The following is a 17598-nucleotide window of genomic DNA, read 5'->3' on the forward strand; positions in this document are numbered from 1 at the left end:
GGCTTATTCCTTTCGTGTGGCGGGAAGGCCCGGCGTTGCCGGAGCGGCGGCCTGGATGATCGGTGCGGCGGGCGCAACCGCGGGCGCCGCGGGCGCCGCGGCTTTCGGCGCGGCGACGCCGGGCGCTCTGGCGCCGGGCGTCGCGACGCCCGCTCCGTCTTTCGGCTTGGGCGGCGCCGGACGCTTGCCTAGCAGGTAGTAGTCGAGCGCCTTGCGCGCGATCGGCGCCGCGGCGGAGGCGCCGAAGCCGGCGTTTTCGACCACCAGCGCCAGCGCGATACGCGGCTTGTCCGCCGGGGCAAAGGCGACATACAGCGCATTGTCGCGATGGCGTTCGTCGATGGCGTTGGCGTTGTACTTCTGGCCCTTCAGGCCGATCACCTGTGCGGTGCCGGTCTTGCCAGCCGAGACGTAGCCCGCGTTGGCAAAGGCGCGGAAACCGGTGCCGTAGGATTCCTGGGTCACGCCCACCATGGTGTGCTTGATGAAATCGATGTTCTCCTGCTTGAGCGGGATGCGCCGGGTTTCCTTCGGCACCGTCTGGGTGCGCTGCCTGGTGGCGCCGTCCTCAATCAGCTTGACCAGGTGCGGCTTCATCACGATGCCGTCGTTGGCCAGGGTGGAGACCGCGTGCGCCAGCTGGATCATCGTGTAGTTGTTGAAGCCCTGCCCGATCGAGATCGAGATGGTGTCGCCGCCCACCCACTTGCCTGCGCGCGGGTTCTTGGCGAAGCGCTTCGCCTTCCATTCCTTGGAAGGGCGCACGCCCACTTTCTCATGCTCGAGGTCGATGCCGGTCAGCTCGCCGAAGCCAAACTGCTGCATGAAATTCGAAATGTTGTCGATACCCATCTGGTTGCCCAGCTGGTAGTAATAGGTGTCGCAGGATTCGACCACCGACTTGTACATGTCGACCACGCCGTGGCCGCCGGGCTTGTCGTCGCGGAAGCGGTGCGTGCCCAGGATGTAGAAGCCGGGATCGCGGATGGCGTCGGACGGCTTGCGGTAACCCAGTTCGAGCGCGGCCAGCGACATGAAAGGCTTGAAAGTCGATCCCGGCGGATAGGTGCCCGACAGCGGACGGTTCATCAGCGGGCGGTCGAGCGAGGTATTCAGTTCGTTCCAGTTCTGGGTGTCGATGCCGTCCACGAACAGGTTCGGGTCGAAACCCGGACGCGATACGTAGGCCAGCACGTCTCCGGTTTCCGGTTCGATCGCCACCAGCGCGCCGCGGTTGTCGCCGAAGGCTTCCTCGATCACTTTCTGCAGTTCGATGTCGATCGACAGGATCAGGTTGCTGCCGGGAGTCGGCGCGGTGCGCGACAGCGTACGGATGGCGCGCCCGCCGGCGGTACGCTCGACCTGCTCGTAGCCGGTGGTGCCGTGCAGGTAGCTCTCGTACTTCTTCTCCAGCCCTTCCTTGCCGATGTGCTCGGTGCCGTTGTAGTTGGCGTCCAGGCCGTCCTCTTCGAGCTGCGCCGCCTCCTTCTGGTTGATGCGGCCGATGTAGCCGATCACGTGCGAGGCGGTCTCGCCCAGCGGGTACTGGCGGAACAGGCGCGCCTGCACTTCCACGCCCGGGAAGCGGAAGCGCTGCGCGGTGAAGCGCGCCACTTCGTCGTCGGTCAGGCGGGTGCGCAGCGGCACGCTGGCGAAGGTGCGCGATTCTTCCAGCAGGCGCTTGAAGCGGCGCCGGTCGCGCTGCTCGATGGTGACCAGCTTGGAGAGCTCGTCGATGACGGACTCCATGTTGGCCTGCAACTTGGACGGTGTGATCTCGAGCGTATAAGCCGAGTAGTTGCGCGCCAGCACCACACCGTTGCGGTCCACGATCAGGCCGCGGTTCGGCACCACCGGCACCAGCGCAATGCGGTTGCCCTCTGCCTGCAGCGCGAACTGGTCGTGGCGCAGCACCTGCAGCCAGACGAAACGCGCCACCAGCAGGGCGAAGCAGATGAAGACGAGCACCACCAGCGCCGTGAGGCGCATGCGGAACAGGTGGATCTCGCGGTCGTTATCCTTGAACTCGGTCACGGCTTGCTTCAGGTAGGGGGTTCAGATCGGACGGGTATGGTCGCGGTCGACGGCGCGGCGCTGCGGCGCCAGCAGCAGCCAGGTGATCACCGGCCACAGGGCCACGGCCACCAGGCTCTCGGCGAAGTGCAGCACGCCGGGGAAGCGGCCGGACGCGGTGAAGTGCACGAAGGCCTGTACCGCCTGCGCCAGCAGCAGCAGCGGGAACACGTGCATGGCCTGGGTCATCAGGGGGAACCACAGCACGCGGCGGTGCATCATGATGGCCAGGTAGGACAGCAGCGTGTAGGCGAGCGCGTTCTCGCCCAGCAGGCTGGCGTCGTGTACGTCCATCAGCAGGCCCATGACGAAGGCGACGCCGATGCCGACCTTGCGCGGCTGGTGGATGCCCCAGAACACGAGTACCAGCGCGACGAAGTCGGGCGCGCCCACCCAGCGGCCCAGCGGCAGCAGGTTGAGCATGAAGGCGCACACCAGGCTGAAGGTGATGAACAGCGGGCTGACAGGCAGCAGGATGTAATGCGGACGGTTGCCGGGCATTATCGGGCCTCTCCGTTGGCTGGGCGAAGGGTGTTGACTGCCGCGGCCGCGCTTGCGCCGCCGGGCGCCGGCGATGACGCGGCGGCGGGCGGCGCGGCGCCCCCTGCCCTCGCGGCAGGAACGGCGCCCGGGTTGACGGCGCCGGGCTGCGGCTGGACAGCAGGAGGACGGACCGCCGCCGTTCCGGTTTGCTGGGCCGCCGCCGTTCCGGTTTGCTGGGCCGCAACCGCCGCCGGGACGCCTGCGCCCGGCGCCGGCTGCGCAGGCGCGCCCTGCGGCGGCAGCGGCATCGGCGCCAGCGGCGGGGCCGGGATCGGCGCCATGTCCGGCAGCTTGCGGCGCGCGGTGGTGGCGGCAGGCGGCGCCTCGGGCCTGGGCGGCAGCTTCGATTGCGACATGATGATCAGGAGCTGGCGGTGGCGGTCGATGCCGGCCAGCGGCTGGCAGACCACGCGGCCGAAGGCGCCGGCGGCCACGTTCTCGACCTGCACCACCTTGGCCACCGCCAGGCCGGCCGGGTACATGCCGTCCAGGCCCGAGGTCACCAGCACGTCGCCCACCTGGATGTCGGCGTTCGCCACCACGAAGCGCAAATCGAGCAGGCCGGACTGGCCGCGGCCGTAGGCGATGCTGCGCAGGCCGCTGCGCAGCACCTGCACGGGAATCGCCTGTTCCTTGTCCGTGAGGAGCGTGACTTCGGAGGTGAAGGGGAACACCCGGGTGACCTGGCCGACCACGCCGGCATGGTCGATCACCGGCAGGCCGGGCACGACTTCATGGCGCGAACCGCGGTCGATCACGATGCGGCGCGTGGAAGGATCGCGCGCGTCGTACAGGATCTCGCTCATCTGCGCCTGGACCGGCAGGTGCTGCTTCGCATCCATCAGGCGGCGCAGCTGCGCGTTCTCGGCCATCTGGAGCTGGGCCTGCTGCAGCACGCGCGCCTGCGCCAGCTGCTGGGTCTTAAGCTCGCGCACTTCCTTCTGGAGCGAGGAGATCGAGGAGAAGTAGCCGGCCATGTTGCCGAGCGCCTCGCGCGGCATGAGGGCGGCCATCTGCAGGGGATAGAGGACGGTGGCGGCCACCTGGCGCACCGACGCGAGCGTCTGGTAGCGGGCGTCGACCACGAGCAGCACCACCGAGATCAGGGCGAACACGATCGCCTTGACCCGCGCCGGGGCACCCTGTTTGAAAAGCGGCGGAGGACTGTATTGCATGTCCTATGAGCGTCCTGTCTGGTGGGCGCGCGGTGCACATGTCAACGCGGGCAGACGCGTGCGGATCGACCCGCACGCCCTGCCCGCTGTCATGTCGGCCGCGCCGCTTGTTGTGGTTTATTCGTAGGAGAAGATCGAGCCCAGCTTGTCCATGCGCTCGAGCGCCATGCCCGAGCCGCGCACCACGCAGGTCAGCGGGTCTTCGGCCGCCAGCACCGGCAGGCCGGTCTCTTCCATCAGCAGGCGGTCGAGGTCGCGCAGCAGCGCGCCGCCGCCGGTCAGCATCATGCCCTTCTCGGCGATGTCGGCGCCCAGCTCCGGCGGGGCCTGTTCCAGCGCGTTCTTGACGGCCGAGACGATCTGGTTCAGCGGATCGGTCAGCGCTTCGAGGATCTCGTTGCTCGAGATGGTGAACGAGCGCGGGATGCCTTCGGACAGGTTGCGGCCCTTGACTTCCATTTCCTTGACTTCCGAACCCGGGAAGGCCGAGCCGATGGCTTTCTTGATGGCTTCGGCGGTCTGTTCGCCGATCAGCATGCCGTAGTTGCGGCGGATGTAGTTGACGATGGCTTCGTCGAACTTGTCGCCGCCGACGCGCACCGAGCCCTTGTAGACCATGCCGCCCAGCGAGATGATGCCGACTTCGGTGGTGCCGCCGCCGATGTCGACCACCATCGAGCCGGTGGCTTCCGACACCGGCAGGCCGGCGCCGATCGCGGCCGCCATCGGCTCTTCGATCAGGTAGACCTGGGAGGCGCCGGCGCCGAGCGCCGATTCACGGATCGCACGGCGCTCGACCTGGGTCGAACCGCAGGGCACGCAAATGATGATGCGCGGCGACGGGCGGAAGAACTTGGAGTCGTGCACCATGCGGATGAACTGCTTGAGCATCTGCTCGGTGACGGTGAAGTCGGCGATCACGCCGTCCTTCATCGGACGGATGGCTTCGATGTTGCCCGGCACCTTGCCCAGCATCTGCTTGGCTTCCTTGCCGACCGCCTGGATCGTCTTCTTGCCGTTCGGGCCGCCCTCCTGGCGGATCGCGACGACCGACGGTTCGTCCAGCACGATGCCCAGGCCGCGAACGTAGATCAGGGTATTGGCGGTGCCGAGGTCGATCGCCAGGTCATTCGAGAAGTAGCTGCGTAAGAAACCAAACATGTGTGTCCTGATGACGCGTCAAGCTGCGCGTGAAAAATTGATCGGGATTGTCTTCGCCGCACAGGCATGAAGCCTCGCGGTCTTTCCTGCGGCGGGCGGCCTTTCAGCCCAACAGCGCATTAGCCCGCCATTCTACCTTATAATTTGTCGATTAAATGCTGAAAACGGGCGGATTTACCCCCCATTTCCAAGGTGAGATCGACGGTGTTACCAAGCTTTTATCGGCCATAGCGCGCCGTTCACTGACCTCTTGCCAACTTTCATTATTAGCCCAACCACACTTATTGCACGCGGCCCGCGCCGCGCCCCTTGCCATGTCCCTGACCCTTTCAGACGTAAAACGCATCGCCAACCTGGCCCAGCTCGAGATGGATGAGGCCCATGCGGAAACCGCGCTGGCCGAGCTGAACGGCATCTTCGCCCTGGCCGAGCAGATGCAGGCCGTGGACACGAGCGGTGTCGCGCCGCTGTCACAGCCGCTGGCCGCCATCATGGCCCTGCCGCTGCGCCTGCGCGACGACCTGGTGACCGAAGAAAACCGCCGCGAGGACTACCAGGCGCCGGCGCCGAAGGCGCAGGACGGCCTGTACCTGGTCCCGAAAGTCATCGAGTAATCACCGTTTTCACGAATCGACACGCACATGCATAACAAGACCATCAAAGAGCTGTCCGCGCTCCTGCAATCGAAGCAGGTCTCGAGCGTCGAACTCACCAGCCACTACCTCGACCGCATCGAGGCGAGCAGCCACAATGCCTTCCTGCACCTCGACCGCGAGCGCAGCCTGGCGCAAGCGGGCGCCGCCGATGCCCGCATCGCGGGCGGCAATGCAGGTCCGCTGACCGGGGTGCCGATCGCGCACAAGGACATCTTCGTTACCCGCGGCTGGCGCACCACCGCCGGCTCGAAGATGCTGGCCAACTACGAGAGCCCGTTCGACGCCACCGTCGTGGACCGTTTCGCCAAGGCCGGCATGGTCACGCTGGGCAAGGTCAACCTCGACGAATTCGCGATGGGCTCGGCCAACGAGAACTCGGCCTTCGGTCCCGTGAAGAATCCCTGGGATCCGCTGGCGGTGCCGGGCGGCTCCTCGGGCGGCTCGGCCGCAGCCATCGCAGCGCGCCTGGCGCCGGCCGCCACTGCTACCGACACCGGCGGCTCGATCCGCCAGCCGGCCGCCTTCTGCGGCGTCACCGGCATCAAGCCGACCTACGGCCGCGTATCGCGCTTCGGCATGATCGCCTTCGCTTCCTCGCTGGACCAGGGCGGCCCGATCGCCCAGACCGCCGAAGACTGCGCGCTGCTGCTGAACGAGATGATCGGCTTCGACGAGCGCGACTCGACCAGCCTCACCGTCGAGCAGGGCAACATGGCTGAGGACTACACCCGCGACCTGAACAAGCCCTTGACCGGGCTGCGGATCGGCGTGCCGAAGGAATACTTCGGCGAAGGCCTGGCCGCGGACGTCGAGCAGGCGGTGCGTGCCGCGCTGGACGAATTCGTCAAGCTGGGCGCCGCGCTGGTCGAGATCTCGCTGCCGAAGACCGCGCTGTCGATCCCGACCTATTACATCATCGCTCCGGCGGAAGCCTCGTCGAACCTGTCGCGCTTCGACGGCGTGCGCTACGGCCATCGCGCCAGCGAGTACAAGGATCTGCAGGACATGTACCGCAAAACCCGCGCCGAAGGCTTCGGCCGCGAGGTGCAGCGCCGCATCATGGTCGGCACCTACGTGCTGTGCCACGGCTACTACGACGCCTACTACGTGCAGGCGCAGAAGATCCGGCGCCTGATCGCCGACGACTTCCAGGCCGCGTTCGCCGATAAGTGCGACGTGATCATGGGCCCGGTGGCGCCGACGGTGGCTTGGGACCTGGGCAGCAAGGCCAACGACCCGGTGGCGAACTACCTGGCCGACATCTTCACCCTGTCGACCAGTCTGGCGGGCCTGCCGGGCATGTCGATCCCGGTCGGTTTCGGGCAAGGCGAGAAGAACGGCAAGCGCCCGGTCGGCCTGCAAATCATCGGCAACTACTTCGCCGAAGCGAAGCTGCTGAACATCGCGCACCAATACCAGCAGGTGACCGACTGGCATACCCGCACGCCTGAAGGCGTCTAAACCGTAGGGTGGTCGGCTCCGCCGACCGCGCGTTCAACCAGTGCAGGCACAGAAGAACAGCAACACCTGCCCGCGCAAGCGAACAGAAAAGAGAACACACTATGCAATGGGAAGTCGTCATCGGTCTTGAGAACCACGTGCAGCTCACGACCAATTCGAAAATCTTCAGCGGCAGCTCGATCCGCTTCGGCGCCGAGCCGAACACCCAGGCCAGCCCGGTCGACCTGGCGCTGCCGGGCGTGCTGCCTGTCCTGAACCGCGGCGCCGTCGAGCGCGCGATCCGCTTCGGCCTGGCCGTGGGCGCGAAGATCGCGCCGCACTCGGTCTTCGCCCGCAAGAACTACTTCTACCCCGACCTGCCGAAGGGCTACCAGATCAGCCAGTTCGAGGACCCGGTGGTCCAGGGCGGCACCATCAGCTTCGCCTACGAGAAGGACGGCAAGCTGGAAACGAAGACCGTCAACCTGACCCGGGCCCACCTCGAAGAGGATGCCGGCAAGTCGCTGCACGAGGACTATGCCGGCATGAGCGGCATCGACCTGAACCGCGCCGGCACGCCGCTGCTCGAGATCGTGTCCGAGCCGGAAATGCGCAGCGCCGCGGAAGCCGTGGCCTATGCCAAGGCCCTGCACTCGCTGGTCGTGTGGCTGGGCGTCTGCGACGGCAACATGCAGGAAGGCTCCTTCCGCTGCGACGTCAACGTCTCGGTGCGTCCGATGGGCCAGAAGGAATTCGGCACCCGCTGCGAGATCAAGAACCTGAACTCCTTCCGCTTCATGGAAGAAGCGATCCACTACGAAGTGCGGCGCCAGATCGAGCTGATCGAAGACGGCGGCAAGGTGATCCAGGCTACCCGCCTGTGGGACCCGGACAAGAAGGAAACCCGCTCCATGCGCACCAAGGAAGACGCGCAGGACTACCGCTACTTCCCGGACCCGGACCTGCCGCCGCTCGTCATCCAGCAGGACTGGATCGACCGCGTGCAAGCCGACATGCCGGAACTGCCGGGCGCCCTGCGCGCCCGCTTCACTGGCGACTACGGCCTGCCGGAGTACGACAGCCTGGTGTTGACTTCGTCGAAGGCGATGGCGACCTACTATGAGGCCGTCGTGGCCGCGGCCGGCAAGGAAAACGCGAAGGCGGCAGCGAACTGGATGATGGGCGATGTGTCGTCGACCCTGAACCGCGAAGGCGTCGAACTGGACGACTCGCCGGTGAGCGCCGCCCAGCTGGCACTGCTGCTGAAGCGCATCGCCGACGGCACCATCTCGAACAAGGCCGGCAAGGAAGTGTTCGCCGCCATGTGGGAAGCGAAGTCGGATGACGTGAACCTGGCCGATACCGTGATCGAGCAAAAGGGCCTGAAGCAGATTTCGGACACGGGCGCGCTGGAAGCGATCGTGGACGAAGTCCTGGCTGCGAACGCCAAGTCGGTCGAACAGTACCGCGCCGGCAAGGAAGCCGCGATCAACGCCCTGATCGGCCAGACCATGAAGGCCTCTAAAGGCAAGGCCAACCCCGCCCAGGTGACCGAACTCCTGAAGCAAAAGCTCACAGGCTAATCCGCCTAAACGCCTCGCTTGGGGCGCCTCGCTTGGGGTCAGAGTCGAATTATCGGGAAACTTTCAAATGTTTCCTAATAATTCGACTCTGACCCCAATTTGTTTATCGAGCACGATTGCAAAAGCAATGAGGGTCAGAGTCGAATTGTTGAGAAACTCTCGTTTGTTTCCCAATAATTCGACTCTGACCCTCATTATTTTTGTCGACTGCGCAGCAAGCAGGCGACGAACTGCAGTCTGCCTTCGCAGAAGTTACGACCAGGCAACGGAAAACGTTCTGTTACCCCCTCGCCCCTCTAAAACATTGAGAAACATTGAGGGTCAGAGTCGAATTAATCGGAAACATTGCAAAGTTTCCCGATAATTCCACTCTGACCCTCATTATTGGCTGGGGTACGAGCGTGGAAGTAATTAGGGTCGGAGTCGTATTGCAGGCAATCCTCGGGAATTGCTCAACAATTCAACTCTGACCCCAAGGGGGTTAGTTATCGCGGCGCTTGCGCTCTTCCTTTGCCAAGCAGACGTAGTCGGCCAACCGCATCAGGTCGAACTCGCGACGGTTGGCTTCCACCTCGCGCAGGCTCTCGGCAGTCGGCAGGCCGTGGAAGTTGCCGGCGAATTTGTCGGAGGACTGGGTGCCGAAGCGCTGGGGCTTGCCCTGTGCGACCAGCAGGCGGTCGACGAAACGCGCCATCTCGTTGCCGCCCAGCTCGCCGTCCACGCGGCGCTTGTCGAGGTCCGGCACCATCGCCTGCTGGAGCTTGGGAGCACGGTCGGCATGCAGGGCCAGCAGCCAGGCATCGCGCACGCCCTGCTCGCCCACTTGCGCCGCGGTCGGAAAGCCCTTGGTGCGCACCAGTTCGAACAACCACTTGACGTTTTCTTCGTCAATGGCTGCCACCTCGCGGCGCGGGCCCCAGTCCTTGCGGGCGGCCTTGACCATCGCCAGGCGCGCCTTCTGGTCGCGCGCGGCGCGTTCGGCCAGCTCGGCGCGCAGTTGCGGATCGGTATAGGTGCGGGCGGCGTCGCGCTTGGCCAGGGCTTCGTCTGTTTCATTCGGATGCGCGGCGTACCAGGCCTTGGCGCCCGGGCAAGCCTCGAGCACGGCGGCGGTGGCGGCGGTATCGGACGCCGAGGCGAACGAAGCCCAGGCCGCGCACATCAGCGCGACGCAGGCCTAACGGGCAAAGCGGATGGTGGTATGGCTGGTCATGATGTTGATTAAGCTCCGTAACGTGCGCGGTAGGCGGCGACCGCTTCCTTGTGGGCGCCCAGGTCGGCGCCCGCTTCATTCGACAGATAGGTGAACAGGTCGTCCAGGTTGGCGATCGAGATCACCGGAATGCCGAATTCCTTCGACACCTGCTGCACCGCCGAATGCGCCGACAGTGCATCGTCCTTGCCGGAACGCTCCATGCGGTCGAGCGCGATCAGCACCGCCGCCGGCTCGGCGCCCGCGGCGCGGATCATGTCCACCGACTCGCGCACCGAAGTGCCGGCCGAGATCACGTCGTCGATGATCACGACCTTGCCGGCCAGCTTGGCGCCGACGATGGTGCCGCCCTCGCCGTGGTCCTTGGCTTCCTTGCGGTTGTAGGCGAAGGACGTGTTGCGGCCCTTGGCGGCCAGCGCCACCGCCGTGGCGCTGGCCAGGGTGATGCCCTTGTAGGCCGGGCCGAAGAGCATGTCGAATGTGACGCCGGAATCGAGCAGCGTCTGCGCGTAGAATTGCGCCAGCCGGCCCAGGGTCGCGCCGTCGTGGAACAAGCCGGCATTGAAGAAGTATGGCGACTGGCGCCCGGCCTTGGTCGTGAATTGACCGAATTTTAATACTTCGGCCTCGACCGAAAATGCAATAAACTCCTGGCGCAGATCGCTCACGCGCGTCTCCCGAATAGCCGAAACGCGTATTGTAACCGCCGCGGTTTCGGGCGGCGAGCCCCACCACAGGGAGGCTGTTGGTTCCTGGCAGCATTAAAACGCGCTACACTCTCCAGTTGGCGCTGCGGCGCAGCGCCAACTTGAACACCCACTCGCACACGCACCGGCCACCCGGCCGGTCACCACGATTCCACGACCCATGCCACGAATTATTTCCGCCAACCTGAACGGCATCCGTTCGGCCCACAAGAAAGGCTTCTTCAACTGGCTCGCCACCCAGTCCGCCGATTTCATCTGCGTGCAGGAACTCAAGGCGCAGCAGGCCGACATGACCGAGGAATTCCTCTCGCCGCACGGCTACCACGGGCACTTCCACTACGCCGAGAAGAAGGGCTATTCGGGCACCGGCATCTACAGCCGCGGTGCCCCCGACAACCGGCGCATCGGCTTCGGCTGCACCGAATTCGACGCCGAAGGCCGCTACACCCGCTGCGACTTCGGCAATCTGACCGTCATCTCGGTGTATTGCCCGTCCGGCTCCTCGTCGCCAGAACGCCAGCTGGCCAAGTTCCGCTTCATGGAAGTGTTCCTGCCGCACTTGCAGCAACTGAAGGCGGAAGGCCGCGAGGTGGTGATCTGCGGCGACTGGAACATCGCCCACAAGGAAATCGACCTCAAGAACTGGAAAAGCAACCAGAAGAACTCGGGCTTCCTGCCGGAGGAGCGCGCCTGGATGAGCCGCATCTTCGACGAGGTCGGCCTGGTGGACGTGCACCGCGTGGTCGCCCCGGACGCCGCCGACTACACCTGGTGGAGCAACCGCGGCCAGGCCTATGCCAAGAACGTGGGCTGGCGCATCGATTACCACGTCGCCACCCCGGGTATCGCAGCGCGCGCGAAGTCCGTCTCGATCTACAAGGACGAGCGCTTCAGCGACCACGCCCCGCTCATCATTGATTACGAACTCTGATAAATAGTCAGTATTTATTAGGTTTGTTTCTGAATCGAGCCCCCCCATTCCGGGGGGATTCGGCGCCAGGTTGATGCAAAAAAGCACCATTCTCCTGCTTTGGCGAAATGGCATGCCTTTTTGTTGATACTATCCGTCTGGTAACTTTCCAACCAGCATGTTCTGTTTACAGAACATCATTCAGCGCGCCGGCCATGCCTTCGACCTCGACTTCCTCTGCTCCGTCCAGTTTCCCAAAACCGCCGATCTATACCATGGTCGATGGCGTGCCCCATATCGACCTGGACTTCTCGAGCTTCTCGACAGCGATGACCAAGGGCAGCGGCTCGATTTTCGTGACCGACGGCGCGATTCAGACCGTCATCGACCGTGTCACCGGCGAGCCCAAGCTGCGCGTGGTTGGCGCCACGTACACCAAGGAAATTCCGCTCGATCAAGTGCGCGTCAGCGGCGCGCACCTGATGTTCGACGCTACCGAACTGCCGGCTGGGAAGACGCTCAACGTGTACATGGGCGCCGGCGTCTTGCTCAGCGACGGCAAGCCGTATGGCGGCATGACCGTGCCGGGCAGCGCGAGCTTCACCACGCCGGCAGCCGAACCGCCGCCCCCGCCGGGCCTGAGCGCGACCATCGAGATGGATGGCCACAGCCTGAGGTCGGGCGAGGAAATCATCGTGAAGCTGAGCTTTTCCAAAGCGGTCGGCTTCAATCCCGCAGCACTGAGCGCCGTCAATGCCGGAATCGACGGCCTTCACAGCGAGGATGGCAAGACCTGGTTCTTCAGGCTGAGCGGCAATGCGGCGACGGAAGCGCTGTCGAACGTGCTGCGCCTCGACATGGGCGCCGTGGAAGCCGTCGACGGCAGCCGCGGCGCGGGCATCATCGAGTCGGAACCCTATCTGGTCGACACCGTGGTGGCGGCCCACATCACCGACCTCTGGCTCGGCAACGACCGGGGGCCGGACGATTTCGACGGCATCACCAACGACGACCGGATCGCCGTCGGCGGCAGGTTCTACGGCGAACTGAAAGAAGGCGAGCACATCGAGCTCATCATCAATGGCGACACCATCCCGCAGTCCGACATCCACATCGAGGAAGGCTACGAACCCGGCGAATACTACTGGTCCTACTTCAGCATGTTCGAGGGCGAGGGTGAGGGCGAGGAGGAAGGCGGGAAGCGTTTCGAGGAAGGCGACGGCAATACCGTGCAGGTCCGCATCGTCGGACCGGGCGATCACCACAGCGCCACCGCCTCCTTGGCGGTCACCATCGACAAGGAGGCCCCGGACATCACGTCCGCGCCCACCGCGCCCGACGTGAGCAAGGACATCAGCATCGTCTTTGACGAGGCAATGTACTTCTTCCCCCACTCCGAGCTGATTCCTGTCATCAGGCTCGTGGACGCCAAGGGCAATACCAGCTGGATCGAACTGGGCTGGCACAACCTGTCCGAGGACGGCAAGACGCTGACCCTCTACCCCGACGACCATGAACTGGCGACCGGCAACACCTACCGGGTCTACCTGCCTGATACACTGACCGACCTGGCCGGCAACGCCTACGACGGCCCGCCCCTCCTCATCACCACCGCCGGCGCCTATGAAGACAAGGCGCCGCCGCGCCTGGTCCAGGCCTACATCGTTGACGGCGGCGGTACCTATGGCGCCGGCGACGTGCTCGAATTCCGGCTGCGCTACAGCGAGAAGGTCAACGTGAGCGCGGGCGCGGAACTGGAACTCTTCCTGTCCGACGGCAAGGTCGCCGAGTACGTCGGCCTGGCGAACGATGGCACGGAAATGATCTTCACCTACACCCTCGGGGCCGACGACCACGGGTGGTACCTGAACGACGTCGATCACTATTCCCTGATCGGCAACGTCCATGACGATGCCGGCAATATCCTTCAATACGCCCACATCGAATACGACGGCCTGACCACCCAGGAAGGCTACGGCGCCGTGGTGGAGACCGACACCAGGGTGAACAAGCCCGGCACGCCGCAACTGCACGCGGACAGCGAAGCCAGCGCCCCGGGCAGCAACACCACGGCCGATACCCGTCCGCGCCTGACCGGCTCGGGCGCCGAGGCGGGCTCCACCATCACGCTGTATGCGGGCGCCGCCGAAGTCGGCGCCGCCACCGTCAACGCAGACGGCTCCTGGAGCGCGATGCTGGGCGCCTCGCTGGGCGCCGGCACCCACCAGATCACGGCCAGGCAGGTAGACCGCGCAGGCAACGTCAGCGAAGTGTCGGAGCCGCTGGCCGTCACCATCCTTGCCCTGGACACGACGCCGCCCCAACTGCTCCAGGTCTACATCACCAACGGCGGCGGCACCTACAGGGCCGGCGACGTGCTCGAATTCCGTGCGCGCTATAGCGAGAAGGTCAGCCCCGATACGGGTGCGGAGCTGAAACTCGCCCTGCAAGGCGGAAAGTATGCCGAGTACACGGGCCTGACGGCAGACGGCAAGGAAATGATCTTCACCTACACCGTGGCCGCCAGCGACCATGGGTGGGCCCTGAACGCCATCGGTCACGATGCCCTGCTCGGTCACGTGCGCGACGAAGCCGGCAATATCCTGCAGTCCGCCCATGTCGTCTACGACGGCTTGAGCACGCAAGACGGTTATGGCGCCGTGGTGGAAACCGACACCCAGGTCGCCAAGCCGGGCGCGCCGCAACTGCATGCGGTCAGCGAAGCCAGCGCCCCCGGCGACAACACGACCACTGACACCCGGCCGCGCCTGACCGGTTTCGGGGCCGAAGCCGGCGCCACCATCACGCTCTACGTGGGCGCGCTCGAGGTCGGCACCGTCACCGCCAACGGAGACGGCTACTGGACCGCGGTCGTAGGCGCCGCGCTGGACCCCGGCACCTACTCGATCACGGTCAGGCAGCAAGACCAGGCAGGTAACGTCAGCGTACTGTCGGATCCGCTGCCCCTGAGCATCATGCCCCCTGCTCCGTCCCTGGCTGCCCCGGCGCTCGCCGCCGGCAGCGACGGTGGCGCCTACGACGGCGACCAGGTTACCGATGCCGATATGCCGACCCTCTCCGGCACGGGCCCGGCCAACGCCACGCTCAAGCTGATCCACAATGATGTCGAGCTCGCCGAGGTCACCGTGGATGCGGACGGCAACTGGGAATACACGCTGGAGTCGCCGCTGGACAACGGCGTCCACGCCTTCAGCGTGCGCCAGGGCGAGAGCGGCGCCGCCTCGCCGGCCCTGTCGATCACGGTCGATACCAGCCATTTGCGCGTCATGGACAGCACCGGCGGCGAGCACGTCGACCCCAACGACGACATCGTGATCGAGTTCGACGAAGCGGTGTACCTTGCGGAAGGCGGCGACGCCAACATCCTGGTGCTGGTCGACCAAAACGAGAACCGGCAGGAAATCGCGATCAGCAGCGCCGACTTCTCGGAAGACGGGCGCATCCTGACCATCAGCGCCGCCGACCACGACCTGGCGCCGCTCACCTACTACCGGGTCGTGCTGCCGTCGACATTCACCGACCTGGCCGGCAATGGCCTGGGCGAGTACGGGGTCTACTTCACCACCGGGAACGATTACGAACCCAGCGCGAGGCGCGCGGTCTACAGCGGCGACCACTACGTTCGCGGCGGCGAGACCATCACCTTCCGCATCCGGTTCAACGAGGAAGTGCGGCGGGAGGGCACGGGCGATCTGTACCTCCAGCTCAGCAACGGCAAGCAAGCGACCTACGACCATATCAGCGGCAACGAGGTGTACTTCACCTACCGCGCCGGAGAGAGCGAGAACCACGCCAGCCTGACGATCACCAACGCCTCGATGCTGGCCGGCGCCATCGCCGACCTGTCGGGCAACGTGCTGGACGCGGCGCACATCGAGTTCACCGGGCTGTCCGACAGCAGCGGCTACGGCACCTCGATCGAGATCGACTCCACGGCGCCGAACGGCCTTGAGGCACCCTCGCTCGACCTGAGCAGCAATACCGGCAGCAACGAAGACCTGCTGACCAGCGACAGCACGCCGACGCTCTCCGGCTCCGGCGCCGAAGCGGGCGCGAAAGTCGAGATCTACAAGGGCGGCACCCTGCTCGGCTACGGTTATGCCGACGGCAGCGGGAACTGGAAAGCGACTGTGGAGGCCGGCAAGACACTGGCCGACGGCGCCCACGCCCTCACCGTCAGGCAGGTCGACCGGGCCGGTAACGCCGGCGCCGACTCGGGTGCGCTGACCCTGACCATTGACACCGTCCTGCCCGCCACCTTGTCGGTGAGCAACCGCAGCACGAAGGAAGCGCTGCCGGTCCTGAGCGGCAGCGGCGCCAAGCCCTTCGCTGAGGTCAAGATCCTAAAAAACAGCGACTTCGTCGGCTGGGGCACGGCGGACGGAACCGGGAACTGGACTGCCCTTTTCGGCGCAGAGCTGGCCGAAGGCGAACACACCTTCACCGTGCGCCAGCACGACAGGGTCGGCAATGTGAGTGCGGAATCCACGCCGTTCAAGGTCACGGTGGACAAGACGGCGCCTGTCAAGCCGGGGACGCCGGATCTGGCGGCGTCCAGCGATAAAGGCGTTTCGGACATCGACGATATTACCAACGACACGACGCCGACCTTCACCGGCGCCGGTGCGGAAAGCGGCGCGACCATCGTGCTGTTCGACGGCAGCCGCGAGATCGGCCGCACGACCGCGGACGGTTCCGGCAACTGGACCCTGACGGTGCTGGAAGCCGACAAGTTCACCACCGACGGCACCAAGTTCATTACCGCGCAGCAGATCGATAAGGCCGGCAACAGCAGCGTTGCGTCCGACGCTTTCAGCTTCACCATCGATACCGTCGGACCGACATTGACGACGTTTTACAACGACCGGACTGCCAAGAAGTTCCTGCTGACGTTCGATGAAAACATCATCTTCCAGTCGGATCGCACGATCACGCTGCTGCGCCACGACACCGTCCGCCGCGAATATTTCGGCAGCAATGACAGCAACTGGGACCTTGTGATGGATGGGGGGCTGCATAGCCTCCTGATCCTCGACATCGGCATGAACGGTACCTTCAATCTCACCGTGGACAGCGAACAGGCGATCGTGGACGTGGCAGGCAACATCGCGCGCATCATCGGCACCGCGGCCTGGTCATCGCCGGACCTGACCATTCCTTAAGAGACTGGGGGCGCCGGCCATGCGAGCCGGAAGCCGCTCTCGAAGCGGCGCTCTGCGCCGCTGAGCGGATCTGGAAAGGCGATCGCGCGCGCCAGCAGCTGCAGCGGCGCGCTGAAATCGTCGCCCTTGCAAGGCAGCGCCACCGGATAGAAGGTGTCGTTCAGGATCGGCGCGCCGAGCGAGGCCAGATGCAGGCGCAGCTGGTGCTTGCGGCCGGTGTGCGGATGCAGCCGGTAGTGCGCGACCTCGCCGCGCCGCTCGATCAGCTCGATGAAGGTCTCCGAATTCGGCTCGCCCGGCACTTCCGCGCTCACGAAGAACTGCTCCGCATCCTGCATGCGGCTGCGGTAAGTGAAGGGAAACTCCCTCCCCTCGATCGGCCGCGCCAGCGCCTCGTAGACCTTGTTCACCACACGTTTCTGGAACATCGACTGGTAGGCGCCGCGCGAATCCGGGTTGTGCGAGAAGATCACCACGCCCGCGGTCTCGCGGTCGAGCCGGTGGATCGGCACCAGGTGCGGCAGATCGAAGCGCTTCTTCAGGCGCACCAGCAGCGTCTCGTGCAGGAAGCGCCCGGTCGGGATGGTCGGCAGGAAATGCGGCTTGTCGGCCACCAGCAGGTGCTCGTCCATGTGCAGCACCGTTTCCTGGAACGGAATCGGGGTTTCGGGTTCTTCCAGCTCGCGGTAATACCAGATGCGCATGCCCTGGCGTACGTGGCTGTCGGCGCCCAGCGCCGCGCCCTTCGCATCGACGATCTCGCCGCGCGCCAGGCGCCGCGCCCAGGCGGCTTCCGGCACGTCGGGAAAGCGCCCGGCGAGAAAGCGCAGCATGCCGCCGGCGCGGGTTTCGGTGAGCCACAGGTAGCTGGGCGCGACCCCGTCGCGGACCGGCAGCGGTACGTAGGCGTTGGCTTCGGCCTGGCGCCCTTTCCTGCTGCTACTCATCGAGCTC

The 17598-nt window shown here is 65.3% G+C and carries 12 protein-coding genes; 5 read left to right on the forward strand and 7 right to left on the reverse strand.

The annotated features are described in order from the left end of the window. Window positions 1-3 precede the first annotated feature (3 nt). The 4 genes from mrdA to AC56KL_RS11995 all read right to left on the reverse strand — a co-directional run bounded on the left by mrdA (window position 4) and on the right by AC56KL_RS11995 (window position 4952). Entirely contained in the window at window positions 4-2034 is a 2031-nt protein-coding gene (gene mrdA / locus AC56KL_RS11980; protein ID WP_497180379.1) for a penicillin-binding protein 2, read from the reverse strand. 21 nt (window positions 2035-2055) lie between these two features. Further along, entirely contained in the window at window positions 2056-2574 is a 519-nt protein-coding gene (gene mreD / locus AC56KL_RS11985) for a rod shape-determining protein MreD (RefSeq protein WP_497180380.1), read from the reverse strand. Beyond that, entirely contained in the window at window positions 2574-3791 is a 1218-nt protein-coding gene (gene mreC, locus AC56KL_RS11990; protein ID WP_497180381.1) for a rod shape-determining protein MreC, read from the reverse strand. Before mreC ends, mreD begins: the two co-directional genes overlap by 1 nt. A 117-nt stretch (window positions 3792-3908) precedes the next feature. Beyond that, window positions 3909-4952, reverse strand: a complete 1044-nt coding sequence (locus AC56KL_RS11995) for a rod shape-determining protein (protein ID WP_005667820.1) — start codon at window positions 4950-4952, stop codon at window positions 3909-3911. Window positions 4953-5266: 314 nt separating this feature from the next. Here AC56KL_RS11995 and gatC point away from each other — a divergent pair, with 314 nt between their 5' ends. From gatC to gatB, 3 genes are all read left to right on the forward strand, one after another. Then, complete coding sequence (gene gatC, locus AC56KL_RS12000; RefSeq protein WP_497180382.1) at window positions 5267-5566, forward strand: Asp-tRNA(Asn)/Glu-tRNA(Gln) amidotransferase subunit GatC; 300 nt, start codon at window positions 5267-5269, stop codon at window positions 5564-5566. A 27-nt stretch (window positions 5567-5593) separates the two neighbouring features. Then, a complete protein-coding gene (gene gatA, locus AC56KL_RS12005; protein WP_497180383.1) occupies window positions 5594-7069 on the forward strand; it encodes an Asp-tRNA(Asn)/Glu-tRNA(Gln) amidotransferase subunit GatA in 1476 nt (491 codons plus the stop codon). A gap of 101 nt (window positions 7070-7170) precedes the next feature. Next, on the forward strand, window positions 7171-8631 hold the full coding sequence (gene gatB / locus AC56KL_RS12010; protein ID WP_497180384.1) for an Asp-tRNA(Asn)/Glu-tRNA(Gln) amidotransferase subunit GatB: 1461 nt from the start codon (window positions 7171-7173) through the stop codon (window positions 8629-8631). A gap of 481 nt (window positions 8632-9112) precedes the next feature. Here gatB and AC56KL_RS12015 read toward each other — a convergent pair whose 3' ends face one another. Then, on the reverse strand, window positions 9113-9793 hold the full coding sequence (locus tag AC56KL_RS12015; protein ID WP_497180385.1) for a DUF6624 domain-containing protein: 681 nt from the start codon (window positions 9791-9793) through the stop codon (window positions 9113-9115). A 59-nt stretch (window positions 9794-9852) separates the two neighbouring features. After that, entirely contained in the window at window positions 9853-10512 is a 660-nt protein-coding gene (pyrE, locus tag AC56KL_RS12020; RefSeq protein WP_497180386.1) for an orotate phosphoribosyltransferase, read from the reverse strand. A gap of 199 nt (window positions 10513-10711) precedes the next feature. Between pyrE and AC56KL_RS12025 the strand changes: the two genes are divergently transcribed. Both AC56KL_RS12025 and AC56KL_RS12030 read left to right on the forward strand, forming a co-directional pair. After that, window positions 10712-11482: an exodeoxyribonuclease III gene (locus tag AC56KL_RS12025; protein ID WP_497180387.1), complete on the forward strand. Its 771-nt coding sequence runs from the start codon at window positions 10712-10714 to the stop codon at window positions 11480-11482. A gap of 194 nt (window positions 11483-11676) precedes the next feature. After that, window positions 11677-16644, forward strand: coding sequence for an Ig-like domain-containing protein (locus AC56KL_RS12030; RefSeq protein WP_497180388.1), 4968 nt, complete (start codon window positions 11677-11679; stop codon window positions 16642-16644). Here AC56KL_RS12030 and AC56KL_RS12035 read toward each other — a convergent pair. After that, a complete protein-coding gene (locus tag AC56KL_RS12035) occupies window positions 16641-17591 on the reverse strand; it encodes a pseudouridine synthase (protein ID WP_497180389.1) in 951 nt (316 codons plus the stop codon). The genes AC56KL_RS12030 and AC56KL_RS12035 overlap by 4 nt on opposite strands. Window positions 17592-17598 lie beyond the last annotated feature (7 nt).

This window comes from Telluria sp. ZB4P34 (assembly GCF_059686055.1).